Annotated in this window: 19 protein-coding genes and 1 pseudogene; 8 read left to right on the forward strand and 12 right to left on the reverse strand. The window is 73.1% G+C overall.

The window, feature by feature from the left end:
- Positions 1–11: 11 nt before the first annotated feature.
- The 4 genes from ACHZ99_RS18830 to ACHZ99_RS18845 all read right to left on the reverse strand — a co-directional run bounded on the left by ACHZ99_RS18830 (position 12) and on the right by ACHZ99_RS18845 (position 2,985).
- Positions 12–809: an SDR family oxidoreductase gene (locus ACHZ99_RS18830; protein WP_420305796.1), complete on the reverse strand. Its 798-nt coding sequence runs from the start codon at positions 807–809 to the stop codon at positions 12–14.
- A gap of 17 nt (positions 810–826) precedes the next feature.
- A complete protein-coding gene (gene fabG, locus ACHZ99_RS18835; protein ID WP_420305797.1) occupies positions 827–1,585 on the reverse strand; it encodes a 3-oxoacyl-ACP reductase FabG in 759 nt (252 codons plus the stop codon).
- Positions 1,586–1,771: 186 nt separating this feature from the next.
- A complete protein-coding gene (locus tag ACHZ99_RS18840) occupies positions 1,772–2,164 on the reverse strand; it encodes a DUF3037 domain-containing protein (protein WP_420306058.1) in 393 nt (130 codons plus the stop codon).
- Entirely contained in the window at positions 2,161–2,985 is an 825-nt protein-coding gene (locus tag ACHZ99_RS18845) for a HipA family kinase (RefSeq protein WP_420305798.1), read from the reverse strand. Before ACHZ99_RS18845 ends, ACHZ99_RS18840 begins: the two co-directional genes overlap by 4 nt.
- Positions 2,986–3,158: 173 nt before the next feature.
- On the opposite strand from ACHZ99_RS18845, the gene ACHZ99_RS18850 reads away from it, so the two are divergent.
- Positions 3,159–3,974, forward strand: a complete 816-nt coding sequence (locus ACHZ99_RS18850; RefSeq protein WP_420305799.1) for an SAM-dependent methyltransferase — start codon at positions 3,159–3,161, stop codon at positions 3,972–3,974.
- A 9-nt stretch (positions 3,975–3,983) separates the two neighbouring features.
- On the opposite strand, the gene ACHZ99_RS18855 is transcribed toward ACHZ99_RS18850, so the two are convergent.
- The gene (locus ACHZ99_RS18855) at positions 3,984–4,523 is read right to left on the reverse strand and encodes a TetR-like C-terminal domain-containing protein (RefSeq protein WP_420305800.1); all 540 of its coding nucleotides are present in this window, start codon (positions 4,521–4,523) and stop codon (positions 3,984–3,986) included.
- On the opposite strand from ACHZ99_RS18855, the pseudogene ACHZ99_RS18860 reads away from it, so the two are divergent.
- A pseudogene (locus ACHZ99_RS18860) lies at positions 4,423–4,804 on the forward strand (epimerase); the annotation flags it as partial. The gene ACHZ99_RS18855 and the pseudogene ACHZ99_RS18860 overlap by 101 nt on opposite strands.
- A gap of 55 nt (positions 4,805–4,859) precedes the next feature.
- On the opposite strand, the gene ACHZ99_RS18865 reads toward ACHZ99_RS18860, so the two are convergent.
- The 3 genes from ACHZ99_RS18865 to rpmB all read right to left on the reverse strand — a co-directional run bounded on the left by ACHZ99_RS18865 (position 4,860) and on the right by rpmB (position 7,352).
- Positions 4,860–6,704: a PhoX family protein gene (locus ACHZ99_RS18865; protein WP_420305801.1), complete on the reverse strand. Its 1,845-nt coding sequence runs from the start codon at positions 6,702–6,704 to the stop codon at positions 4,860–4,862.
- A 160-nt stretch (positions 6,705–6,864) separates the two neighbouring features.
- The gene (gene rpsN, locus ACHZ99_RS18870; protein WP_420305802.1) at positions 6,865–7,170 is read right to left on the reverse strand and encodes a 30S ribosomal protein S14; all 306 of its coding nucleotides are present in this window, start codon (positions 7,168–7,170) and stop codon (positions 6,865–6,867) included.
- Complete coding sequence (gene rpmB / locus ACHZ99_RS18875) at positions 7,170–7,352, reverse strand: 50S ribosomal protein L28 (RefSeq protein ID WP_420305803.1); 183 nt, start codon at positions 7,350–7,352, stop codon at positions 7,170–7,172. Before rpmB ends, rpsN begins: the two co-directional genes overlap by 1 nt.
- 86 nt (positions 7,353–7,438) lie before the next feature.
- Here rpmB and rpmG point away from each other — a divergent pair, with 86 nt between their 5' ends.
- The 4 genes from rpmG to rpmF all read left to right on the forward strand — a co-directional run bounded on the left by rpmG (position 7,439) and on the right by rpmF (position 9,272).
- A complete protein-coding gene (gene rpmG / locus ACHZ99_RS18880) occupies positions 7,439–7,603 on the forward strand; it encodes a 50S ribosomal protein L33 (RefSeq protein WP_420305804.1) in 165 nt (54 codons plus the stop codon).
- Between the two features lie 14 nt (positions 7,604–7,617).
- A complete protein-coding gene (locus tag ACHZ99_RS18885) occupies positions 7,618–7,872 on the forward strand; it encodes a type B 50S ribosomal protein L31 (protein WP_420305805.1) in 255 nt (84 codons plus the stop codon).
- Between the two features lies 1 nt (position 7,873).
- Positions 7,874–9,028, forward strand: a complete 1,155-nt coding sequence (locus ACHZ99_RS18890) for a GTP-binding protein (protein ID WP_420305806.1) — start codon at positions 7,874–7,876, stop codon at positions 9,026–9,028.
- 73 nt (positions 9,029–9,101) lie between these two features.
- On the forward strand, positions 9,102–9,272 hold the full coding sequence (rpmF, locus tag ACHZ99_RS18895; RefSeq protein WP_420305807.1) for a 50S ribosomal protein L32: 171 nt from the start codon (positions 9,102–9,104) through the stop codon (positions 9,270–9,272).
- On the opposite strand, the gene ACHZ99_RS18900 is transcribed toward rpmF, so the two are convergent.
- Positions 9,242–11,278: a heavy metal translocating P-type ATPase gene (locus tag ACHZ99_RS18900; protein WP_420305808.1), complete on the reverse strand. Its 2,037-nt coding sequence runs from the start codon at positions 11,276–11,278 to the stop codon at positions 9,242–9,244. The genes rpmF and ACHZ99_RS18900 overlap by 31 nt on opposite strands.
- A gap of 104 nt (positions 11,279–11,382) precedes the next feature.
- Here ACHZ99_RS18900 and ACHZ99_RS18905 point away from each other — a divergent pair, with 104 nt between their 5' ends.
- Positions 11,383–11,805 (forward strand): ArsR/SmtB family transcription factor, encoded by a 423-nt coding sequence (locus ACHZ99_RS18905; protein WP_420305809.1) that lies wholly within the window; start codon positions 11,383–11,385, stop codon positions 11,803–11,805.
- 35 nt (positions 11,806–11,840) lie between these two features.
- On the opposite strand, the gene ACHZ99_RS18910 is transcribed toward ACHZ99_RS18905, so the two are convergent.
- The 3 genes from ACHZ99_RS18910 to ACHZ99_RS18920 are packed head-to-tail and all read right to left on the reverse strand — an operon-like array spanning position 11,841 to position 13,536.
- Positions 11,841–12,887 (reverse strand): WD40 repeat domain-containing protein, encoded by a 1,047-nt coding sequence (locus tag ACHZ99_RS18910; protein ID WP_420305810.1) that lies wholly within the window; start codon positions 12,885–12,887, stop codon positions 11,841–11,843.
- The gene (locus tag ACHZ99_RS18915) at positions 12,884–13,087 is read right to left on the reverse strand and encodes a hypothetical protein (protein ID WP_420305811.1); all 204 of its coding nucleotides are present in this window, start codon (positions 13,085–13,087) and stop codon (positions 12,884–12,886) included. The genes ACHZ99_RS18910 and ACHZ99_RS18915 overlap by 4 nt, the downstream gene beginning before the upstream one ends.
- A 44-nt stretch (positions 13,088–13,131) precedes the next feature.
- Positions 13,132–13,536 (reverse strand): Fur family transcriptional regulator, encoded by a 405-nt coding sequence (locus ACHZ99_RS18920; RefSeq protein ID WP_420305812.1) that lies wholly within the window; start codon positions 13,534–13,536, stop codon positions 13,132–13,134.
- Between the two features lie 1,032 nt (positions 13,537–14,568).
- Between ACHZ99_RS18920 and ACHZ99_RS18925 the strand changes: the two genes are divergently transcribed.
- Positions 14,569–25,146: an amino acid adenylation domain-containing protein gene (locus tag ACHZ99_RS18925; RefSeq protein WP_420305813.1), complete on the forward strand. Its 10,578-nt coding sequence runs from the start codon at positions 14,569–14,571 to the stop codon at positions 25,144–25,146.
- Positions 25,147–25,188 lie beyond the last annotated feature (42 nt).

Consider the following 25,188-nt stretch of genomic DNA (forward strand, 5'->3'; position numbering starts at 1 on the left):
TGCGGGGTGGTTCAGCTGACCCCGGCGTTGAGGAAGATCCCTCCCTCGACGGCCAGCGTCTGCCCGGTGATCCAGCCGGCCTCGTCGGAGAGCAGGAACGCGGCGGCGCCGCCGATGTCCTCGGGCACCCCGAGCCGCCCCATCGGGTAGCCGGCGGCGGCCTCCTCCTCGCGGCCCTCGTACAGCTTGACCGCGAACTTCGTCTTCACCACGCCCGGCGCGAGCGCGTTGACCCGGACCAGCGGCGCGAACTCGTGCGCGAGCTGCATGGTCAGGTTGATCATCGCGGCCTTGCTCATGCCGTACGCGCCGACGAACGGCGACGCCGAGAGCCCGGCGACGGAGGCGACGTTGACGATCGCGCCGCCGTGCTCGCGCTGCCAGGCCCGGTACGTCTGCTGGGCGAAGCCCAGCGCGGACAGGACGTTCGTCTCGTAGACCTTGGCCACGGCGCTCAGCTCGACGTCGGCGATGGGGCCGAAGACGGGGCTGGTGCCGGCGTTGTTGACCAGGTAGTCCACCCGGCCGAACGCCTCCATGGTGCGGGCCACGGCCTCGGCCTGGTGCGCCTCGTGGTGGGCCTTGCCGGGCACCCCGATGGCGCGCCCGGCGCCGAGCCGCTCCACGGCGGCGTTCAGGGCCTCCTCGCCGCGGCCGGTGAGGCACACCCGGTGGCCGCGGGCGACCAGGGCCTCGGCGATGGCGTAGCCGATGCCGCGGCTGGCCCCGGTGACCAGGGCCACCCGCCCGCTGTCCGGGCCCCCGGGCGCGTCCGGGGCGCCGCCGTGCGATGCCGTCGTCTGCGTCATGTCGTCGTCCTCCAACCTCAGTCGAGCGGCCCGCCGGCCACGTACAGCACCTGGCCGGAGACGAAGCCGGCGCCGTCGCCCGCGAAGAAGGCGATGGCGCCCGCGACGTCGTCCGGGTGCCCGACCCGCTGGACGGGGATCTGGGACGCGGCCGCGGCCTGGAAGTCGGCGAAGTCCATGCCGACGCGGGCGGCGGTTTGGGCCGTCATCTCGGTGGCGATGAAGCCGGGCGCGACGGCGTTGGCGGTGACGCCGAACTTGCCCAGCTCCTTGGCGAGGGTCTTGGTGAAGCCCTGGAGACCGGCCTTGGCGGCGGAGTAGTTGACCTGGCCGCGGTTGCCGAGCGCGGAGCTGCTGGAGAGGTTGACGATACGGCCGAAGCCGGCGTCGACCATGTGCTTCTGGCAGGCCCGGGACATCAGGAACGCGCCGCGCAGGTGCACGTTCATGACCGTGTCCCAGTCGTCCTCGCCCATCTTGAACAGCAGGTTGTCGCGGAGCACGCCGGCGTTGTTGACCAGGACGACGGGCGGGCCGAGTGCCGCGGCGACACGGTCGACGGCGGCCTCGACGGCGGCGGCGTCGGAGACGTCGCAGCCGACGGCCAGGGCGGTGCCGCCGGCGGCGGTGATCTTCTCCACGGTGTCCGCGCAGGCGCCCTCGTCGAGGTCGAGCACGGCGACGGCGCGCCCCTCGCGGGCCAGGCGGACGGCGGTGGCCGCGCCGATGCCGCGCGCGCCGCCGGTGACGATCGCGACCCTTCCGGTGGTGGACATCCTGGTGTTCTCCTCGCGCTGGCTGGTGCCGGGGGGCCGCCCGGGCGTCGGTGAGCAACCGCTTAGTAGGTTCGGCAGGTGACGCTAGAAGTCCCGCCCCCGCATGTCAACGGTGCGCCGCGCGTGCCCCCGGCACGCGCGTTGGCGGTGTGCCGCGGCTCACGTACGGGACGGTCACGGACACGCTCACGCGGGTGCGCGCACCAGCAGCTCCAGCAGCCGTTCGGCCTCCGCCTCCGGGTCCGCGGTCAGCCCCGAGTGCACCGGCCCCGGCTGCACCACGGTGCTGCGCGGCGCGACCAGCCAGCGGAAGCGCCGCCCGGCGTCGTCCCCGGCCGCCTGCCCGGCCTGCGCGCCGCCGCAGCACACCTCCGCCACGCCGCGCAGCGCGGCCCGTACGCCCGCGACGTCGACGGCGGGGTCGAGGGCCAGCAGGCGGCGCTCGTCCAGGTGCGTACGTACGCCGAGGTACGAGCGCGTCCTGCAGTACACCAGCACGCCGGCGTTGATCTGCTCGCCGCGCTCGATCCGCGGCACGACGCGCAGCAGCGCGTACTCGAAGACCTCGCGCCCGCTCATCGCGTCCCCCTCCGCGGCGGCTTCGCCTTCAGCCACTCCGGCGCCTTCGACGGGCCGTCGGCGCTGCGCTCGCCCACCGTGATCAGCCGGTGCACCCGCCCGGCACGGGCGGCCAGCGTCTCGACATACGCGGCCCGCACCTCCGCGGGCGACACGAAGCCCGGCTCCCCCTCCAGCCACTCGTCCGGCACGTCGGCAACCGTCTCGGCCAGCAGCTCCGCCGTCACCCGCGGCGCCAGCTCCGCCGCCGCGGCGGCCACGTCCGGGCCGAAGGAGGCGAGCGCGTGGTCGGAGGCGTCGTACGGCTTGTCGACGGCGGCGGGGGCGGAGGGCCAGTTGTGGTGCCAGATCAGGGTGGCGCCGTGGTCGATGAGCCACAGGTCGCCGTGCCAGACCAGCATGTTGGGGTTGCGCCACGACCGGTCGACGTTCCCGACGAGCGCGTCGAACCACACCACGCGGCCGGCCTCCGCCGCGTCGGCCGGGAAGGCCAGCGGGTCGAAGCCGAGGGAACCGGGCAGGAAGTCCATCCCGAGGTTGAGCCCGCCGCTGCCCTTGAGCAGCTCCTGCACCTCCTCGTCCGGCTCGGAGCGCCCGATGACCGGGTCGAGCTGGAGCCCGACCAGGTCCGGCACCCGCAGCCCGAGACGCCGCGCCAGCCCTCCGCTGATCACCTCGGCCACCAGCGCCTTGCGGCCCTGGCCGGCACCGGTGAACTTCATGACGTACGTGCCGAGGTCGTCGGCCTCGACGACGCCGGGAAGCGACCCGCCCTCACGCAGCGGTGTGACGTAACGGGTCGCGGTGACCTCTCTCAGCATTTTCCCAGGCAACCCGTCTCTTCTTCCGGCCTCCGGCATCAGTGACCATCGTAACCGAGCGTGATCGAAGGCGAGGAGCGCCCGAGCCCCGGGCAGAGCCCTTCGCCACCTGCCGGCTTCCGCCTGATGTACGTTCGCCGTGGACACCCCACCACCCCTTCGAGGAACCAGCGATGACCGAGGACTCCGCCGGAGAAGACCTGCGGCCGGCCATGCCGATCGATCCGACCCGTCCGCACCAGGCCCGCGTGTGGGACTACTGGGTCGGCGGCAAGGACCACTACGCCGCCGACCGCGAGATGGCCGCCCAGGTCATCGACGTCTTCCCCGGCATCGTCGACGTGGCCCGGCAATCCCGCGCGTTCCTGCGGCGCGCCGTACGCCACCTGGTCGGCGAAGCGGGAATCCGCCAGTTCCTCGACATCGGCACCGGCCTGCCCACCGCCAACAACACCCACGAGGTCGCCCAGGCCCTCCACCCCGCCTGCCGGATCGTCTACGCCGACAACGACCCGCTGGTGCTCGCTCACGCCCGCGCGTTGCTGACCTCCAGCGACGGAGGGGCCACCGACTACGTCGACGCCGACGTGCGCGACGTCGACCTCCTCGTCACCGAGGCGGCCAGGACGCTGGACTTCTCGCAGCCGGTGGCGCTGATGCTGCTGGGCGTGCTGGGAAACGTCCCCGACGACGACGAGTGCGGCCGCATCGTCGGCCGCCTGCTGGACGCGGTGGTGCCGGGCAGCTACCTGGTGATCAACGACGGCATCGACACCGAGGAGAGGATGCGCGCCACCGAGGAGTACAACGAGAAGGCCGCGAGCCCCTACACCAACCGCAGCCCCCGGCAGATCGCCTCCTTCTTCACCGGCGTGGAGGTGCTGGAGCCCGGCGTGGTCTCCACCTCGCGGTGGCGTCCCGACGCCCACCAGGTCGGCGGCCCGTCCGCCGAGGTCGCCGCCCGCTGCGGCGTGGGCCTCAAGCGCTGACCACCCGGCTCACGCGAGCCGGAACGAGTCGGCCAGCATGTCGACCTGAACGGCGAGCAGCGTCCCCGGCCGGTGCCCCATGCCGGCGAACTGGCCGGCCGCTTCCAGGCCGACGGTGCCGTGCATCTGCGGCCAGGCGGCGACGGCCCCCGTCAACGCGAAATCCGCCGCGGGATCTTCGGGCGGCAGCCCGGTCCACCGCTCGACCCACGCGGCCACCGCGGCGTCGTCCCGCAGCCAGCGGCCGACCTCCTCCACGAGTGGCGCCACGGCCGGACACGGCCGCCCCTGGACGAAGACGGGGAGGAACGGACCGAGGACCGCGCGGGCGTGCGCCACGGTCTCGCCCGGCGGCCGGAAGCCCGGGACCGGGGTGCCGTGGATGAGCAGGTAGAGGTGCGGCTGCGCCACCGCCCAGTCACGGAACGCGGTCGCCAGCGCGTACAGCTCGGCCGACTTCGTCGGCCCCGGTGTCCTCAACTCCAGCCTCGGCGGCGCCGTCTTCCCCGGCGCGCTCAACGGCACCGAGGTGTACGGGCTGGGCGACATCGACCTACCGCACAGCTACACCGACATCCGCAACGTGGCCGCGGGCCTCGCCACCCTGGGCGAGCGCCCGGACGGCGACGGCCGCGTCCGGCACCTGCCCACCGCACCCGCCCGCACCACCCGGGACGTCTTCGGGCTGATCGAGCAGCGGACCGGGCGGCCGCTGAACCTCGTGATCAAGCAGGAGCCCACCCTCTTCGGCCTCAAGCCCCCTCCCCCTCGGCACCACCCTCGACGACACCCTCGCCTGGTACCGCGACTTCCTCCGCGTCCACCGCTGACGAGCAATGACCGGCCACACGTTTCCACCCGTGTCCGGCTCGCCCCCGGCCTTCGTCAGGCCCCGATCACGCCTCCGTCGTCGCGGGTGATGACGACCGTCGACGACCGTGGGCGACCGGTCGGGCTGTAGTCGGGCCAGTTGGAACCCGAACGGGGATCCTCCGGGGTACCCGAGTCACCGGGGTGCTGCACGTTGATGAACAGCGACCGGCCGTCCGGGGTCGCGGTGATGCCCGTGATCTCGCAGTCGGGCGGGCCGACCAGGAACCGCCGGATCTCCCCGGTGCCCGGGTCGGACACGAGCATCTGGTTGTTCAGCTCCGCCCCCTCGACCAGCGGCTGGCTTCCGTCCGTCTGGATCCACAGCCGCCCCGCCGGGTCGAACCAGAGCCCGTCGGGTGATCCGAACGCCTGGTCCGCGGGGACCGTTGCGCCGCTGGCCTCGTCGCCGGCCAGCAGAAAGATGTCCCAGGTGAAGTCGAGCGCGCTGGGGTTCCCGCCCTCGTCGATCTTGACGATGTGCCCGAACTTGTTGTGCAACCGCGGATTGGCCGCGTCGACCGACTCGGTGCGCGCCTTGTTGTTGGTACAGGTGAAGAACACCGCACCGGTCTCGGGCTGCACCGAGCACCACTCCGGCCGGTCCATCGGCGTGGCCCCCACCGCGTCGGCGGCCAGGCGGGTCTGCACCAGCACCTGCGCCTGGTCGGCGAATCCGTCGTCCTCGGTCAGGCCGGGTGCGCCGTGCACCAGCGGCAGCCACCGGCCGCTTCCGTCCTCCTCGAACACCGCGACATGGAGGATGCCCTCATCCAGGGGGCTGCGGCCGTGCGCACGCGCCTTCCCGATCGGTTCGGATCCGACGAACTTGTAGAAGTAGTCGAACTGGGTGTCGTCGCCCATGTAGACGACGGCCTCGCCGTTCCGGCCGCGAACCGTGACGGCGTTCTCGTGCTCCACCCGGCCGAGCGCGGTCCGCTTCAGCGGCGTCGACGCGGGGTCGAAGGGATCGATCTCGGTGACCCAGCCGAACCGGTTGTACTCGTTCGGCTCGGCGCGCATGTCGAACCTCGTGTCGGTCGTGTGCCAGAGGTACGGCTCCTCCGACCCGATGCCGTAGCGCTCCTCCACCGACCCCTCCGGCGGCGGGCCGTCGCCGTAGGAGAAATACTTGTTGATCGTCTCCTCACAGGTCAGGTAGGTGCCCCAGGGTGTGGGACCGCCGGCGCAGTTGTTCAGCGTGCCCAGCACCGCCACCCCGTCCGGGTCGGCCTTGGTCCGCACCAGCGGATGTCCGGCGACCGGGCCGGTGAGCCGGGTCGGGGTGGTCATGGTGATGCGGCGGGCGTACTCCGATTCGACCACCTGCCAGCGATTCCGCTTGTCCTTCTCCACCGCGATGATCGAGACTCCGTGCGCGGCCTGCGACTTCGCCGTCTTCTCCGCCGTCCAGTTCGCGGTTCCGTCGGTGTGCAGCAGTCGCTCGGCCGTGGCCTCGTGGTTGATGCACAGCAGCCCGGCGTTCGCGCCCCTGGTCGGGAAGAACCACATGCCGTCGTGCTGGTCTCCGGCCTGCATCGCCTGCTCGGCCGCGCTGTTGCCGGCGTCCTCGGCGAACGCGGGCCCGGACGGAACGATCGGGTCACCCCAGGAGAACAGGACCTGAGAGCGGTAGCCCGGGGGCACCACGACCGCGTCGGCGCTGCTCGGACCGACCGTGGGGAAGCCGAGCAGGGGCCGGCCCCGCCCCGCTCCCCGGGCCGCGGTCGCGGGCGCCGGTGAGAGGGCGAAGAACGACGCCGCGGCGGTGGCGAGCCCGCCGGCCAGCGCCGACCGGCGGGAAAGCCGGCGCCGGGCCAGCTCCGAGATCGGCGGCGGCGAGTTCGGTTCCGGGTGCATCGGTGACCTCCAACGGTGGCTGAGGACCGTCGCTCTCGCGGCCCGGGCGGGCACCGAACTTAGGGAGCCGAGGTGACGCGCCGCGTACACGTACGTGGCGGCCAGGCCAACAGCTCCCGGGCGCACATACGTCGGCGCCCACCAGCGGCGACCCGCCCGGTCACCAGCTGGACTTGCGGACTCCGGGCAGATGGCCGGCGTGGGCGTGGGTACGGACGTTGACGCGGGACAGGCCGAAGGTGCGGAAGTAGCCGCGGGGGCGGCCGTCGACGCTGTCGCGGTTGCGCACACGTGTGGCGCTGGCGTCGCGCGGCTGCGCACGCAGCTCGCGCTGGGCGGCCTCGCGTACGTCCGGCGGGGTGGAGGGCCTGCGGATGAGCCGCTTCAACTCCGCGCGGCGCGCGGCGTAGCGGGCGACGATCTCCCGCCGCCGCTCGTTCTTCACGATCTTGCTGGTCTTCGCCATCAGATCTTCTCCCCCCGGGCGCGCATCCGCGCCACCGCGCTCTCGTACCGGTGCTCGCTGGGCAGCCGGGAGCGCTTGCGCCGGATGTCGGGGGCGAAGCGCCGGCGGGTGCGGCGGTGGGAGTGGGAGACGGTGTTGCCGAAGCCCGGCGTGCGGCCGGTCATCTGGCATCGGGCAGACATGGGCGGTTCCTTTCATTGATGGGGTTCCGGTGACGAGACGGGACCATACATGAAAATGAAAACCGTTACGATGTATGCTGCGGCGCATGGCACGCAACGAACTCCGCCCCGTGGTCAGACTTCGCTCCACCGCGGGCACCGGCTACACCTACGTCACCCGCAAGAACCGCCGGAACCACCCCGACCGGCTGCACCTGCGCAAGTACGACCCGGTCGTCCGCCGCCACGTGCTGTTCCGCGAAGAGCGCTGAAGGGAGCCACCCGCATGAAGCCCGGCATCCACCCCGCCTACCGTCCCGTCGTCTTCCGCGACCGAGCCGCGGACTTCGCCTTCCTCACCCGGTCCACCGCGACCAGCGAGCAGACCGTGACCTGGGAGGACGGCCGCACCTACCCCGTCGTCGACGTGGAGGTCTCCGCCGCGAGCCACCCCTTCCACACCGGCCGGACCAAGGTGCTCGACACCGCCGGCCGCGTCGAGCGGTTCGAGCGCCGTTACGCCCGACGCCAGGAGCGCTGAGATGACGGAGCCGACCCCGCTGCCGGTCGTCGTCGTCGCCGGGCTGCACAGCGAGGCGCGCACGGCGGCCGTCGAGTCCCTGCTGCGCGCCGTGCCCGGCGCCGTCGCCGTTCACCACGAACCGGACGCGGTCGAGGGCGGCCGCATGCCGCGTACCGTGCGGGACGCGGACGGCGTACGGGAACGGGGCCGGCCCCGCATGTCCAGGACCTGTGCCTGCTGCGCCGTCCGCGACGACCTGGTACCCGTGCTGCTGTCCCTCGCCGTCGGCGGAGCACACCGGCTCGCGGTCGTCGACCTCTGGGACTCCATCGAGCCGCAGGCCGTCGCCGAGCTGATCGCCGCCGCGCCCGCCGAGGCCGTCCGGCTCACCGGGGTCCTCACCGCGATCGACACCGACTCGCTGGTCCCGTACCTCACCTGCGGCGACGACCTCGCCGAGCAGAACCTGGCACTGGCGCCGACCGATCGGCGCACCGTCGCCGACACCTTCGCCCGCCAGCTGGAGTACCCTCCGCTGCTGGCGCTCACCTGCGTCGGCGCCCCCGAGCCGGCCGACCTCGCGCTCCTCGGCCAACTCCACGCCACCGCCCGCCGGGTGCCCCTCGGCTCGACGGAGCTGGCCCGCGCGGCGCTGGCCGGGTTCGACGCGGACGCCGCCGCGGCACGCCACCACCCGGCGTGCGCGCTGCTGCCCCAGGAGGCGGACGAGCCCGGCGCGGCCACCCTGGTCTGGCACCGCTCCCGCCCGCTGCACCCCGGCCGGCTGTACGCGGCGCTGGAGGAGATCACCTGCGCCGCCGTACGCAGCCGGGGACGCCTGTGGCTCGCCGACCGCCCGGACGCGCTGCTGTCCTGGGACGCCACCGGCGGCGCGCTGTGCATCGAGCACGCCGGACCGTGGCTGGCCGCGCTGCCGGAGGCCGCCTGGGAGCTGGAGCCGGCCGCGCGCCGCGTCGCGGCCGCCCTGGACTGGCACCCCGCACACGGCGACCGCGCCCAGCACCTCACCTTCACCGCCCCCGACCTGGACCGCGGCACCCTGACCCGGGTCCTGGACTCCTGCCTGCTCACCGACGCCGAGTACGCCGCGGGCCCCCGCGCCTGGCGCGCGCTGTCCACCGCGTTCGACGCCCTGCTGGGCGCACCCGCCTGACCGGACCAACCCCGCGGAACGCCCCTTCTCCCCACCCGTGCACGCCCACCTACGCCGCAGCCCGGAGGAATCCATGGCCGTACCCAAACGGAAGCTGTCCCGCAGCAACACCCGCCACCGCCGCGCCCGGTGGAAGGCGACCGCGCCCGGCCTGGTCCCCGTGACCCTCAACGGCTCGGTCCACCGCGTGCCGCGCCATCTCGTCCGCGCCTATCAGCGCGGCCTGCTCCCGCCCCCGGACTGACGCGCGCGGCGCGCCTCACCCGTCGTCTCCGTGCCGAGGGGACGCCACGCCTTCTCGCGCAGCAGCCGCAGGCCGTTCAGTCCCACGAGGACGGTGGAGCCCTCGTGGCCGGCCACGCCGACCGGCAGGGGGAGGTGTCCGGCCAGGTCCCAGACGACCAGGCCGGTAATGAACAGCCCGGCGACGGCCAGGTTCTGCACCACCAGCCTGCGGGCGCGCCGGGCGAGCGCCACGACCGCGGGCACGGCGGTGAGTTCGTCGCGTACGACGACGGCGTCGGCGGTCTCCAGCGCCAGGTCGGAACCGGCTCTGCCCATGGCGACGCCCACCTGGGCGGCGGCCAGCGCCGGGGCGTCGTTGACGCCGTCGCCGACCACCAGCACCCGCCGCCCGGCCCGCTCCCGTTCCCGCACCGCCGCCACCTTGTCCTGCGGCAGGAGCCCCGCGCGTACGTCGGTGATCCCGACCTCGCCGGCCAGCCGGGCGGCGGCATGCTCGTTGTCGCCGGTGAGCAGCGTCGGCGCGGTGCCGGTGAGCATCGTCAGGGCGGTGACGGTGGCGGCGGCGTCGGGGCGCAGCCGGTCGGCGACGCCCAGCACGCCGACCGGGACGCCGCCCACGGTGACCGCCACGGCGGTGCGGCCGCCGGCTTCCAGGGCGGCCACCTCCCCGGCGGCCGCCTTCGCCCGTGGTCCGGCCGGGTCGGTCAGGAGCCGGGCGGGGCTGCCGACGGCGACCTCCTTGCCGTCGACGGTGGCGGCCACGCCGAGGCCGGGGGTGGAGCCGAAGCCGGCCGTGGCCGGGACCGCCAGGTCGCGGGTACGGGCGGCGTCGACCACCGCGCGGGCCAAGGGGTGCTCGCTGGGGTGCTCCGCCGCCGCGGCCAGAGCCAGCAGAGTGTCCTCGTCCGTGCCGGCCCCGGGCAGCGGGCGGACCTCGGCGACGTACGGGACGCCCTGGGTGAGGGTGCCGGTCTTGTCCAGCGCGACCGCGTCGACCTGGGCGAGGCGCTCCATGACCACGGCGGACTTGACCAGCACACCGTGGCGGCCGGCGTTGGCGAGGGCGGACAGCAGGGGCGGCATGGTGGCCAGCACCACCGCGCACGGCGACGCCACGATCATGAACGTCATCGCCCGCAGCAGCGCGTCGGTCAGCTCGGCGCCGAAGGCCAGCGGAACGAGGAAGACGGCCAGGGTGGCGGCGACCATGCCCACCGAGTAGCGCTGCTCGACCTTCTCGATGAACAGCTGGGTCGGCGCCTTGGTCCCGGACGCCTCCTCGACCATGGCGACGATGCGGGCGATGACGAAGTCGGTCGCGTCCCGCTCCACCCGCACCCGCAGCGCACCGGTGCCGTTGAGGGTGCCGGCGAAGACCTCGTCGCCGGCTTCCTTGGCCACCGGCAGCGGTTCACCGGTGATGGTGGCCTGATCGACCTCGCCGACGCCGTCGAGCACCCGCCCGTCGGCGCCGACCCGCTCTCCCGGCCGGACCAGGATGACGTCGCCGACCGCCAGCTCCTCGACGGCCACCTGCGCCTCACCGCCGCCGGCGGTGAGGCGGGTGGCGGTGGCGGGGGTCAGGTCGAGCAGGCCGCGTACGGAATCGGCGGTCCGCGCGGTCGCGACGGCCTCCAGGGCGCCGGAGGTGGCGAAGATGACGATCAGCAGCGCGCCGTCTCTGACCTGCCCGATGGCAGCCGCGCCGAGGGCGGCGACCACCATCAGGAGATCGACGTCCAGGGTCCGGTCCGCGAGCGCCTTCAGCCCGGCCAGGCCGGGCTCCCAGCCGCCGGCGACGTAGACCGCCGCGTACAGCGGCCCCCACCACCAGACCGGCGTGCCGGCCAGGTGCAGCGGCAGTGCCGACAGGAACAGCGCCAGCGCGGCGGCGGCCCAGCGTGCTTCGGGGAGCGCGAGCACCCGCGTGCGCCGCCGGGAAAGGGCCGGGGCCTGCGGGGTGGTCGCGGGCACGGGGTGAGAGGCGAGGGTGGTGGGCGGCATGACCGGGGCGGCTCCTTCGGGCGGACCAGGGGGGTGCCGACCCGCCCACCATACATGAATACATGAATATCTCTTCAATAATTCTGTGTTGGTAGGCTGTCCGCATGGGCCACGGAGCCGTTCCCCCCGCAGAGAACGCCGTCCCGCGTGCGCGTTTGGACGCGGCGGACGCGACGAAAGTGGCCGCCACGCTCCAGGCCCTTGCCACCCCCTCCCGGCTGCTGATCCTCGCCCGGCTGCGCGAGGGGGCCTGCACGGTCACCGAGCTGGCGCACGCGGTCGGCATGGAACAGTCCGCCTGCTCCCACCAGTTGCGGCTGCTGCGCAACCTCGGCCTCGTCACCGGCACGCGCCAGGGCCGCTCCGTGGTGTACGCCCTCTACGACAACCACGTCGCCGAGCTCCTCGACCAGGCCGTCTACCACATCGAGCACCTGCGGCTGGGCCTGAGCGACGCCGCCGGGTCGCAGGCCACGGAATCCGCGGGCACCGAGGAAGCGGACGCCGCCTTCGGCCCCACCCGCTGACCGCGGACGGCCTCACGGCATGTCGTACGACGGCGTCACAGCCGGGTCCCATCAGGCAACCGGAGCGCCGCTATGCGCCCCTCGCGGGTGGCGGCGACCAGCAGCCCGGGGCCGGACCACGCCAATGCCACGACGGGAGCCCCGAGCGCGTACCGGTGCGCCGGCCGCAGGCTGCCGCCGGCCCGGCCGGCGGCGGCACGCCAGAGGCAGAGCGTGCCGTCGTCGCCGCCGCTGGCCAGGTGCGCGCGGGTACCGGGACGCCAGGCCAGCGCGGTGACGGCCGCGGGGGCCAGGAGGGTGCGGGGGCGGGAGCCGGCGGGGCCGTCGCCGGAGAAGTCCCAGACGGTGACGTGCGGGGTGCCGTCGGCGGCGAGCCAGCGGCCGGTGTCGTCGAAGACGAGCCGGGAGACCTTCTCCGGGGCGTCGGACAGGGCGAGCCGGTCACCGTCGCGGGTGCGCCAGACGCGGAGGGGGACGTCCCGGTTGCCGCTGCAGATCCAGCGGCCGGTCGGGGCGAGGGCCAGCGCCAGGCGGGAGCCGGTGTGGGGGTAGGTGGCCACGGGTGCGGCCGGGTGGCGTTCGTGGCGGCGCACCTCCCCGTACGCGGCGACGGCCAGCCACCGCCCGCCGCGCATCCACGCGACGCCGGTGACCGCGCCGGCCCCCGGCCCGGTCGTCCACACGTGGGTGCCGTCCGGGCGGAGGACCACGGCCCGGCGGCCGGCCGCGACGGCCACCCGATCGGTGCCGGACCAGGCGGCGGCCTGCGACCGCTCGCCGGTGAGGGCGCGCCGTACGCGCCGGTCGGCGCGGCGCCAGAGTGCGTGGCCGCCGGGTCCGGCGACGACCAGGTGCTGCGCGTCGGGCGAGAGGGCCGCGTGCAACAGCCCCTCGGACAGCGGGAACACGTCCACCGGCGCGCCGGCGGCGGCGTGGAGGACCCGGACCGTGCCCCCGGCCCCGGCGACCGCGACCAGGTCCCCGGCGGCGCTGACGGAGACCGGGGCTTCGTCCACCTCGGCGGTCCAGGCGTACGCGGCGGTGAAGCCGGTCCCCGTGGCGGTGTCGGAGGTGACGCTCATGCGACGACCTCCGCGCCCACCGGACAGCCCTCGATACCGGCCGCACCGGAGCCGGGCCCGGTGGCGGTGACACGCGGCCGGTGGCGCCCGGCAAGGGGCCCGTTGAGGAGGATGCTCGCGCCGGGCCTCGGAAAGCGGGGCGGCACGGTCACCGGCATCCGGCTTTCCGCGGACCCCGCGCGGGCGGTGGCGTCGGTCATGGCGGTCGGTCTCCTTCCGGAGCGGTGGCCGAAGGGGCGGCTCCTCATCGGTGGCGCGGCGGGCAGCGGGCGCAGAGGCCGCTGAGTTCGAGGGTGTGCTCGATCTCGGTGAAGCCGGTCACGCCGGCGAGGCCGTCGGCCCAGCGCTCGACGACGTCGGTGTCGACGGCCCGGCTCAACCCGCACAGGCGGCAGATCAGATAGTGGCGGTGGCCGGCGTCGGGCCGGGTGCGGTACAGCCGTTCGCCGGAGAGGTCCCGGACGACGTCGACCCGCCCGGTGCGCTCCAGCTCGCGCAGCGTGCGGTAGACCGTGGTCAGCCCGACGGTGACACCCGCCGCGGCCAGTTGCGCGTGCAGCTGCTGGGCGGAGACGAAGTCGCCGCCGCGCTCCAGCGCGCCGAAGACCGCGGCGCGCTGCCGCGTCCTGCGCAGCCGCGTCTCTGGCATGGCACGACTCCCCTGGTTGACCGCCGCGGGTGCTCCGCACCATGCTAAATGAACATGGTTTTCATGTCTATCTGATGTCCCGGTACCTCCGCTGCGCATACCGTCACTTCGCGCAGCCGTGCCCGTGCCCACCGCAGCCCGCCGCAGCGGGGGCGGCCCTGCGGAGCGGCATGTTGGCGCTCAGGGATGGCAATTCCTTGCCGGGCCCCTCGGTCGCGGGCGGATGCATGACCCGGCCCCGGCCTGAGGCCGGGGGCGGGTGCCGTACGCGGCGGCAGATGCCCGCGGCGGCCGGCACGGCCGCCGTTCCCCCTCACCAGGACCTCCACCGACTCGTGCGCCACCACCGTCGCGAGGCCCATCACGCCGTCGCGGCGAGCGGCACCGCGAACCCACCGCCGCGACCAGCGCCGACCGCGAGCGGCCCCCCGGCCGCGCCGCCCCGTCCTTGACGCTCGAACGGAAGCCCCTTAGGTTTACCGATGACATCAGAGCTCAACGGCAACATCGTCAACATCCGATGAGATCGGGAAGCGCCGGCCGCCCACGTCCGCGGTCGACCGCTCGTCGAGCGACGGCCCGGCGCCGGTCTACGGGGGATGCCGAAACCTCACGCCCAGCGCGCTCCTTCACGGGCTTCGCCTTGCCCGAACACGGGTCCTCTGCCGACCCGACGCGCGCCTGGCCGCACGGCGGGCATTCCGCGAGCACAGGGGGAACCATGGATTCTGACGTCCTTACGGCGCCGCCGGGGCAGTGTGGCAATCGTCCGCCTTCCGTGCCCGCGCAGTTAGTCGACGCGACTCCATCGCCGTCACCCGCACCTGCCATCGCCGCATCACCCACCGGTCCGGCCGACCGGAATTCAGCCGTCCAGCTCCCGCCGGCGGCCACTTCCTGACAGAGACACGCGGCGGCGTGGCCGCCGCCGAATTCTTTCCTCGCCCGGAATGTTTTCTGTCACCGTCATTCCCGGTGAGGCGACGTGAGACCTTCCGCACTTCGTTTCTCATCAATACCGAGGCGATACCGATGGCATTTCCCGATGGACTCATCAAGGCCGAAACCCTCGTGCACCTGGCCCGTGCCCGCGCGGCACAGCAGCCCGAGCAGCTCGCCTACGTCTTCCTCGCCAGCGACGGCAGCGAGGAGACCCGCTGGACCTACGCCCAACTCGACGCCCGTGCCCGGGACATCGCGGCCACCCTGCGCGGCACGGCCGAGCCCGGGGACCGGGCGCTGATCCTCCAGCCGCCGGGCCTGGAGTACGTCGCCGCGTTCCTCGGCTGCCTGTACGCCGGTCTCATCGCGGTCCCCGCCTACCCGCCCCGGGCGACCCGGAAGCTCGGGCGCCTCCAGGCCATCATCGACGACGCCCGGCCGAGTGTCGCCCTCGTCAACGAGGCCATCGCGAAGAACACGGCGCGCTACTTGGGCGACGAGGCCGCGCAGGAGGGCCCGTACTGGCTGAACACCGACGCCATCGGGACGAGCGACGAGGAGTGGATCCCGCCGCGGAGCACCGGGAGCGACATCGCTTTCCTCCAGTACACCTCCGGGACCACCGCCACCCCCAAGGGCGTGATGGTCAGCCACGCCAACATCCTGCACAACTCGCACGTCCTGCACCGCCGCCTGGACCACACGCCGGACTCCTGCTCGGTGAGCTGGCTGCCGCCGTATCACGACATGGGGCTCATCGGCGGCGTCCTCCAGCCCCTCTACGGCGGGTTCCCCGGCGTCCTCATGGCCCCCGCCACCTTCGCCCGGGACCCGTACCAGTGGCTGCGCGCCATCTCCACCTACGGCGGCACCACGTCGTACGCCCCCAACTTCGCCTACGACCTCTGCGTCGAGAAGGTCACCGAGCAGCAGCGCCGCACGCTCGACCTCGGCACCTGGCGCACCGCCTGCAACGGCGCCGAGCCCGTCCGCCCGAGCACCCTCGCCTCCTTCGCCGCCGCCTTCGCGGACGCCGGCTTCGACCCCGAGAGCATGGCCCCCGGCTACGGCCTCGCGGAGGCGACCCTCGTCGTCAGCGGAGGCGAACGGTCCACCGTCGCGGCGTCCTTCTCCGCGGCGGGCCTCGAACGCGGCGAGGTCCTCCCGGCGGCCGAGCCGTCCGGCGCCGACGCCCGTACGCTGGTCAGCGCCGGCCGCAGCGTCGACCCCGGGCAGCAGATCCGCATCGTCGACCCCGAGACGCACACCGAGTGCCCCGACGACCGCATCGGCGAGATCTGGGTGTCGGCGGACAGCGTGGCCCAGGGCTACTGGCAGCGTCCCGAGCAGACCGAGGAGACCTTCCGGGCCCGCCTGGCCGGCGGCAGCGACCCCTTCATGCGTACCGGGGACCTCGGCTTCCAGCACGACGGCCGGCTCTACATCACCGGCCGGAGCAAGGACCTCATCATCGTCCGCGGGCGCAACCTCTACCCCCAGGACCTCGAACTGTGCGTGGAGCGCAGCCACCCGTCGATGCGCACCAACGGCTCCGCCGCCGTCGCCCTGGAGGCGGACGGGGAGGAGCAGTTGCTGATCGTGGCGGAAGTCGCCCGCGAGAGCCACGACCCCGACATCGACGCGATCACCGCCGCGGTGACCCGGGCCATCGCCTCCGAGTTCGACGTCGCCGTGCACACGCTGGTCCTCATCCGCAGCGGCACGCTTCCCAAGACGTCGAGCGGCAAGATCCAGCGGCACGCGTGCCTGCGCGGCCACCTCGACGGCGAGCTGCACGTGCTCGGCCAGTGGTCCGGCAGCGACCGCCCCGGTACGGGGACGGCCGGCGCCGCCGACGCCCCCGCGGCGGCCCCGGGGCGTGCCGAGCAGGCGGTGCAGGACTACCTGCGGGCGGCGACGGCCCGGCAGATCAGGATCCCCGCCGCGAAGGTGGTCCCGGACGACCGGCTGCTCGACATCGGTCTGGACTCCCTCGCGACGTTCAACCTCCTCGCCCGGATAGCGGACGAGCTGGGCGCTTCCCTGCCGGCGACCGTCCTCATGGACAACCCGAGCATCGCCGAACTCGCCCGCGCCATCGTCCTCCAGCGCGGCGACGCCCTCCCCGTCGGACCCGACGGACTGCTCCGGACCGCCGGCGACGGCACGTCCTCCCTGCCGGTCCTGGTGGACGCGCCGGACGAGCGGTTCGAGCCGTTCCCGGTGACGGACCAGCAGCAGGCGTATCTCATGGGGCGGACCGACTCGTTCGAGATGGGGAACGTGTCGACGCACGCGTACCTGGAGTTCGAAGGCGCGGACCTGGATCTGGAGCGGTTCACGCTGGCGTGGCGGCGGATGATCGACCGGCACGAGATGCTGCGCGCGGTCATGGATCCCGTACGCAACGAACAGCGGATCCTGCGGGAGGTTCCGCTGTTCTCCCCCACCGTGGTCGACCTCCGCGATGCGAGTCGGGCCGACGCCGAGGCGGGCCTGGTGGCGGTGCGGGAGCGGTTGTCGCACGAGGTGCGGCCGGCCGACGTGTGGCCGCTGTTCGAGGTCGTCGTCTCCCTGCTGGACGGCGATCGCGTACGGGTGCACCTGAGCGTGGACGCGCTGATCTCCGACTTCGCCAGCGGCCGCATCCTCTTCCGCGAGCTGTCGCAGTTCTACGCCGACCCCGAAGCCCAGCTCCCCCCGCTGGAGATGTCCTTCCGCGACTACGTCCTCGCCGAAACCGCCATCGAAGACACCGAACTCTGGGAGACATCCCGCGCGTACTGGTGGAACCGGCTCGACGACCTCCCGCCCGCGCCCGACCTGCCGATGGCCAAGGACCCCAGCACCGTCGCGCACCCGACGTTCGTCCGCCACCAGTCGAAACTGGACGCCGCCAGCTGGTCGCGGCTGAAGACCCGCGCCGCCCGCGCCGGGCTCACGCCCACCGGTCTCCTGCTGGCCGCGTACGCCGAGACGCTCACCCGCTGGAGCCGCACGGCGCACTTCACCCTCAACGTTCCGCGCGTCAACCGGTTGCCGCTGCATCCGCAGGTCAACGAGGTGATGGGCGAGTTCGCCTCCTTCACCCTGCTCGAAGTCGACAACCGCGCACGCGAACCCTTCGAGGTCCGCGCACGCCGGCTCCAGGAACAACTCTGGAACGACCTCGGCCACCAGTACGTCAGCGGCGTCCGCGTCCTGCGCGAACTCATGCGCCGCCAAGGCGGCGTCGACCGCGCCCTCATGCCCGTCGTCCTGACCAGCACCCTCGCCCTCTCCCAGGACGAACGCACCACCCTCGAACACACCCTCACACCCGTCCACGCCATATCCCAGACACCCCAGGTCTGGCTCGACTACCAGGCCGAAGAACGCGAAGGCGAACTCCTCTTCAACTGGGACGCCGTCGACGAACTCTTCCCCGACCACCTGATCGCCGACATGTTCACCGCCCACCACGACCTCCTCCAGCGCCTCGCCGAGGACGGCGGGGAGTGGAAGGCCGTCGACGCGCAGCCGGTGCCGGAGCGGCAGAAGCAGCTGCTCGACCACGGAATCGGCCGTCACCGGGACGTCTCCGACGCCCTCGTGCAGGACCTGTTCCTCAGCCAGGTGGACCGGCGTGCCGACCAGCCCGCCGTGGTCACGACCGGCCGCACCCTCACCTACGGCGAGCTGCGCCACGCGGCCAGCCAGGTGGCCTGGTGGCTGCGGGGGAAGGGTGCCCGGCCCGGCGAACTGGTCGCCATCGTCATGGACAAGGGCTGGGAACAGGTCGTCGCCGCGTACGGGGTGCTCCTGTCCGGCGCCGCCTACCTGCCCGTCGACGCGAGCACGCCGCCCGAGCGGATGTCCGGCCTCCTCCGGCAGGGTGAGGTCTCCCTGGTGCTCACGCAGTCCCACCTGGACACGCTGCCCTGGCCCGAGTCGGCGGCGCGGCTGTACGTGGACGAGCCGCTGCCCGGCGACGGATCCACCGCGCCGGACGCCGTGCAGGGCCCGGACGACCTGGCCTACGCGCTGTTCACCTCGGGCTCCACCGGCCGTCCCAAGGGCGTGATGATCGCCCACCGCGGACTCGTGAACGCCCTGGACGAGACCATCCGCGAGTTCGGGATCACGGCGGACGACCGGGCGCTCGGCCTCACGGCCCTGCACCACGACATGTCCCTCTTCGACGTCTTCGGCGTCCTCGGCGCCGGCGGCACCCTCGTCCTGCCCGACGCCGACAAGACCCGCGACGCCGCCCACTGGGCCGGGCTCATCGCCGCGCACGACATCACGCTGTGGAACTCCGTCCCGGCCATGATGGAGATGCTCCTCGAACACACCGGCACCGACCCGGTCACCTCGCTGCGGACGGTGTTCCTCGGCGGCGACTGGATCCCGCTGTCGGTCCCGGAGCGCCTCGCCGCCGCGGCACCGGACGCGGAGCTGGTCTCCGTGGGCGGGCCCACCGAGACGACGCTGTGGAACATCTGGCACCGGGTCGGCGACCTCGGACCGGACTGGACGAGCATCCCGTACGGCCGGCCCATCGCCAACACCCGCTACTACGTCCTCAACGACCGCCTCGAACAGTGCCCCGCGTGGGTGACCGGCGAGATGTACGTGAGCGGCGTCGGACTCGCCCAGGGCTACTGGCGCGACGAGGAACGCACCGCCGCCGCCTTCCTCACCCACCCGCTCACCGGCGAACGGCTCTACCGGACCGGGGACCTGGGCCGCTGGCGGCCCGAAGGGGTGCTGGAGTTCATGGGCCGCGCCGACTTCCAGGTCAAGATCCGCGGCATGCGCATCGAACTCGGCGAGATCGAGGCGCAGCTCGCCGCCCACCCGGACGTCAACGCCGCCGTCGTCACCCCCGTCTCCCACCCCGACCGCCCCGGCTACCACGCCCTGACCGCCTACATCACCACCGGCGCGCAGCACACGGCGCAGCTCGCCGCCGCCCGGGAGGGCGACTTCACCGACACCCGCATCCGCCGGGTGACGCTCCAGGACCCGCTGGAGCGGGCCGAGTTCAAGCTGAGTCAGCCCGGCATCCGCCGTGACCCGGAGCGGCCCCGCGTGCCGCTGCCCGTACCGGAGCGGGACGACGCGCTCGTCGAGCGTTACCTGCGGCGCCGCAGCGACCGGAACTTCCTCGACGGGCCCGTCGGCCTCCAGGAGTTCAGCGACTGCCTGAACTGCCTCTACCAGATCGAGCTGGACGGACTGCCGAAGTACCGCTACCCCTCCGGCGGCGGCCTGTACCCGGTGCAGACCTACGTCTACGTCGCGCCCGGCGGCGTGGCGGACGTTCCTCCCGGCACGTACTACTACCAGCCGCGCGAGGGGGCGCTGGTCCTCCTCGACGGGAACGCCACCATGGACCGCGGCGTCCACGCGGCGCACAACCACGCCCTCTTCGACGCGGCGGCGTTCTCCCTCTTCTTCGTCGGCGAGACCGCCGCGGTGGAGCCCATGTACGGGGAGATCGCCCGGGACCTGTGCATGATCGAGGCCGGGTACATGGGCCAGCTCCTCATGACCTGGGCCGCCGAGCACGAGGTCGGGCTGTGCCCCGTCGGGGACATGGACTTCCCGCGCATCGGGGAGCTGTTCGGGCTGGGCGACAGCCACGTCTTCCTGCACGGCATGGTCGGCGGCCGGGTCGACCGCGCGGCCACGCGCCACGTCGCCGTCGACGCCGCCGCTCAGGAGTCGGCGGTGCCGCAGCCCGACGAGATGCGGGAGTGGCTGCGCGAGCGGCTGCCGGAGCACATGATCCCGGCGTCCGTGGTCCATCTCGACGCGCTGCCGCTGACGGCCAACGGCAAGGTGGACCGGCGCAACCTGCCGGCGCCCGACCTCTCCGACGCCACCGGCGGGGGCGGCGGCCGGGCCGACGAGGCGCGCACGCCCACGGAGAGCCGGCTCGCGGAGATCTGGACGGACCTGCTGGAGCTGTCCCGGGTCGGCATCCACGACAACTTCTTCGAGCTGGGCGGCCAGTCCCTGGTGGCGACGAAGCTCGTCGCCCGCATCCGTGCCGTCTTCCAGGTCGAGATCGCGCTGCGGGACGTCTTCGAGGCCCGCACCGTGGCCGAACTCGCTCTGATCATCGACCGGCACCGGGTGGGCCAGTCCGAGTACGACCTCCTCCCGGCGCCGTTGCCGGCCCTGGTGGACGCGCCGGACGAGCGGTTCGAGCCGTTCCCGGTGACGGACACGCAGCAGGCGTACCTCCTCGGCCGGACGGACGTGTTCGAGCTGGGGAACGTCTCGACCCACGCCTACGTGGAGTTCGAGGGCACGGACCTGGATCTGGAGCGGTTCACGCTGGCGTGGCGGCGGATGATCGACCGGCACGAGATGCTGCGCGCGGTCATGGACCCGGCCGGCAACCGGCAGCGGATCCTGTCCGACGTGCCCCCGTACGAACCGACGCTCGTCGACCTGCGCGGCGTGGACGCCGCCGCGGCGGAGGCCCGGGTGCTGGAGGTGCGGGAGCGGTTGTCGCACGAGGTGCGGCCGGCCGACGTGTGGCCGCTGTTCGAGGTCGTCGTCTCCCTGCTGGACGGCGATCGCGTACGGGTGCACCTGAGCGTGGACGCGCTGATCTCCGACTTCGCCAGCGGCCGCATCCTCTTCCGCGAGCTGTCGCAGTTCTACGCCGACCCCGAAGCCCAGCTCCCCCCGCTGGAGATGTCCTTCCGCGACTACGTCCTCGCCGAGACCGCCATCGAAGGCACCGAACTCTGGGAGACATCCCGCGCGTACTGGTGGAACCGGCTCGACGACCTCCCGCCGGCCCCCGCCTTGCCGATGGCCAAGGACCCCAGCACGGTCGAGTTCCCCACGTTCGTCCGGCACCAGAGCAGGCTCGACGCCCCGAGCTGGTCGCGGCTGAAGACCCGCGCCGCCCGCGCCGGGCTCACGCCCACCGGTCTCCTGCTGGCCGCGTACGCGGAGGCGCTGACCTGCTGGAGCAACAGCGCCCACTTCACCCTCAACGTTCCGCGCGTCAACCGGTTGCCGCTGCATCCGCAGGTCAACGAGGTGATGGGCGAGTTCGCCTCCTTCACCCTGCTCGAAGTCGACAACCGCGCACGCGAACCCTTCGAGGTCCGCGCACGCCGGCTCCAGGAACAACTCTGGAACGACCTCGGCCACCAGTACGTCAGCGGCGTCCGCGTCCTGCGCGAACTCATGCGCCGCCAAGGCGGCGTCGACCGCGCCCTCATGCCCGTCGTCCTGACCAGCACCCTCGCCCTCTCCCAGGACGAACGCACCACCCTCGAACACACCCTCACACCCGTCCACGCCATATCCCAGACACCCCAGGTCTGGCTCGACTACCAGGCCGAAGAACGCGAAGGCGAACTCCTCTTCAACTGGGACGCCGTCGACGAACTCTTCCCCGACCACCTGATCGCCGACATGTTCACCGCCCACCACGACCTCCTCCAGCGCCTCGCCGACAGCGACGACCTGTGGTCGGCCACGGACCTGGACCTGCTGCCCGCCGCGGAGGCCGAGCGGCGCGTGCTCAGCGCCGGCACCGAGGAGCCGGTCCACGCGACGCTGGTGCAGGATCTGTTCCTCGGCCAGGCGCGCCGGCGTGCGGACCAGCCGGCGGTGGTCACGACCCGCCGCACCCTCACCTACGGCGAGCTGCACCGCGCGGCGAACCAGGTGGCCTGGTGGCTGCGGGAGCGGGGCGCCCGGCCCGGGCGGCTGGTCGCCATCGTCATGGACAAGGGCTGGGAGCAGATAGCCGCGGCCTACGGAGTGCTCCTGTCCGGCGCCGCGTACCAGCCCATCGACCCGGCCACCCCCGCCGACCGCCTCGACAGCCTGCTCCGGCGCGGTGAGGTCGAGCTGGTCCTGACGCAGTCCCACCTGGAGGCCCTCTTCACCCGGCCGGAGGAGACCACGTGCCTGTACGTGGACCGGCCGCTGCCCGGCGACGGGTCCACCGCGCCGGAGACCGTGCAGGGTCCCGACGACCTTGCGTACACGCTGTTCACCTCGGGCTCCACCGGCCTGCCGAAGGGCGTGATGATCGCCCACCGAGGGCTCGTCAACGCCCTCGAAGCGACCATCCGCGAGTTCGGGATCACGGAGGACGACCGGGCGCTCGGCCTCACCGCCCTGCACCACGACATGTCGCTCTTCGACGTCTTCGGCGTCCTCGGCGCCGGCGGCACCCTCGTCCTGCCCGACGCCGACAAGACCCGCGACGCCGCCCACTGGGCCGACCTCGTCGGCACCCACCGGGTCACGCTGTGGAACTCGGTGCCCGCCATGATGGAGATGCTCCTCGAACACACCGGCGCCGGCACGGTCGGCTCGCTGCGGACGGTGTTCCTCGGCGGCGACTGGATCCCGCTGTCGGTCCCGGAGCGCCTCGCCGCCGCGGCACCGGACGCGGAGCTGGTCTCCGTGGGCGGGCCGACCGAGACGACGCTGTGGAACATCTGGTACCGGGTACGGGACGTCAGCCCCGACTGGACGAGCATCCCGTACGGCTGGCCCATCCCCAACACCACGTACCACATCCTCAACGAGCGCCTCGAACCCTGCCCCGAGTGGGTCACCGGCGAGATGCACGTCGCCGGTGTCGGCGTCACCCAGGGCTACTGGAACGACCCCGAGCGCACCGAGGCCGCCTTCCTCACGCACCCCCGCACCGGCGAGCGCCTCTACCGCACGGGCGACCTCGGCCGCTGGCGCCCCGACGGCACCATCGAGTTCGTCGGCCGCAAGGACCACCAGGTGAAGATCCGCGGCATGCGCATCGAGCTGGGCGAGATCGAGGCGCAGCTCGCCGCCCACCCGGATGTCAACGCCGCCGTGGTCGTTCCCGACCCGCACCCGGACCGCCCGGGCTACCACTCCCTCACCGCCTACGTCACGACGGGCGCGACAACCCCGCCCGGCGCCGCCGAGCTGCGCGAGCACCTGGCGCAGTGGCTGCCGCAGCACATGCTCCCCGGTACCTTCGTGCCGCTGGACACGCTGCCGCTGACGGCCAACGGGAAGGTCGACCGCAGGGCCCTGGCGGCGCTCGACACGGCCCCCGCCCGCCCCGCGGGCGAGAGCGTCGCCCCGCGTACGCCGCTGGAGGAGACGCTCGCCGCGACGTGGGCGGAGGTGCTTCAGGTCGACCGGGTCGGCGTCCACGACGACTTCTTCGCCCTGGGCGGCGACTCGCTGCTGGCCACGAAGGTCATCGCCCGGCTGAAGGCGGCCCTCGGCGGCGAAGCGCTGTCCCTGCGCGTCCTGTTCAGCACGCCGAACGTCGCGGCCATGGCCGAGCACATCGAGGCGACGCAAGCCGCCGGACTCCAGCGGCCCACGTTCGGGTCGGTGCACGGGGAGGACAGCACCGAGGTCCGCGCCGCCGATCTCACGCTGGACAGGTTCCTGGACGAGCAGACCCTCGCCGGCGCCGGGACCCTTGCGAGCCCGGCGGGCACGCCCCGTACGGTGCTGCTGACCGGCGCGAACGGCTACATCGGGCGCTTCCTGTGCCTGGAGTGGCTCCAGCGCCTGGCGGCCTCGGGCGGGCGGCTGATCTGCCTGGTACGCGGCTCGGACGCGGCGGCGGCGCGGAAGCGGCTCGACGCGGCCTTCGGCACCGCGGACGCGGAGTTGCTGCGGACGTACGAGACGCTGGCCGCCGGGCATCTGGAGGTGGTCGCCGGCGACATCGCCGAGCCGCGGCTCGGGCTGGACGAGCCGACGTGGGCGCGCCTGGCCGCCGACGTGGACGCCGTCGTGCACTCCGGGGCACTGGTCAACCACGTGCTTCCGTACCAGCATCTGTTCGAGGCGAACGTCCTGGGCACCGCGGAGGTGGTGCGGTTGGCACTGACCGGGCGGATCAAGCCGGTCACGTACGTCTCCAGCGCGGTCGTCGCGACGTCGCGCCCCGGGGAGCCGGCCGTCGGCGAGGACGCGGACGTACGCTCCGCCCTCCCGGTCCAGGCGGCCGACGGCGGGTACGGCGTCGGCTACACCACCAGCAAGTGGGCGGGTGAGGTCCTCCTGCGGGAGGCCCACGACCTGTGCGGGCTGCCGGTCACCACCTTCCGCTCCAGCATGGTCCTCGCGCACCGCAGGTACGGCGGGCAGCTGAACGCCTCCGACATGTTCACCCGCCTGATCTTCAGCCTGATCGCCACCGGCGTGGCGCCGCGGACCTTCTACCCCGCCGCCCAGCGGGCGGACGGCCCGCGGCCGCACTACGACGGCCTGCCCGTCGACTTCGCCGCCGAGGCGGTCGTGGCGCTGAGCGCGCACATGACCGCCGGCTACCGGACGTTCGGCCTCGTCAACCCCCACGACGACGGTGTCTCCCTCGACACCTTCGTCGACTGGCTGGTCGACGAAGGCCATCCGATCGAGCGCGTGGACGACTACCACGAGTGGCTCGACCGCTTCGAGGCGGCGATGCGGGCACTGCCCGAGGCGCAGCAGCGGTACTCGGCGCAGCCGCTCCTGCACGTGCTCCGGTACCCCGAGGCGGCCATGGCGGCGCCCAGGGTGCCGTCGGACCGCTTCCGCACCGCCGTCCAGGCGGAAGGGATCGGTGCGGACAAGGACGTCCCGCATCTCACGAAGTCCCTCATCAGGAAGTACGCGACCGACCTCGCGCGGCTGCCGGAGGCGTGAGACGCGTGAGCACACCTCGACCACAGGACGACACCGAAAGGA

Origin of the sequence: Streptomyces sp. MAR4 CNX-425 (assembly GCF_048656465.1) — a bacterium.
GTDB lineage: Bacteria > Actinomycetota > Actinomycetes > Streptomycetales > Streptomycetaceae > Streptomyces.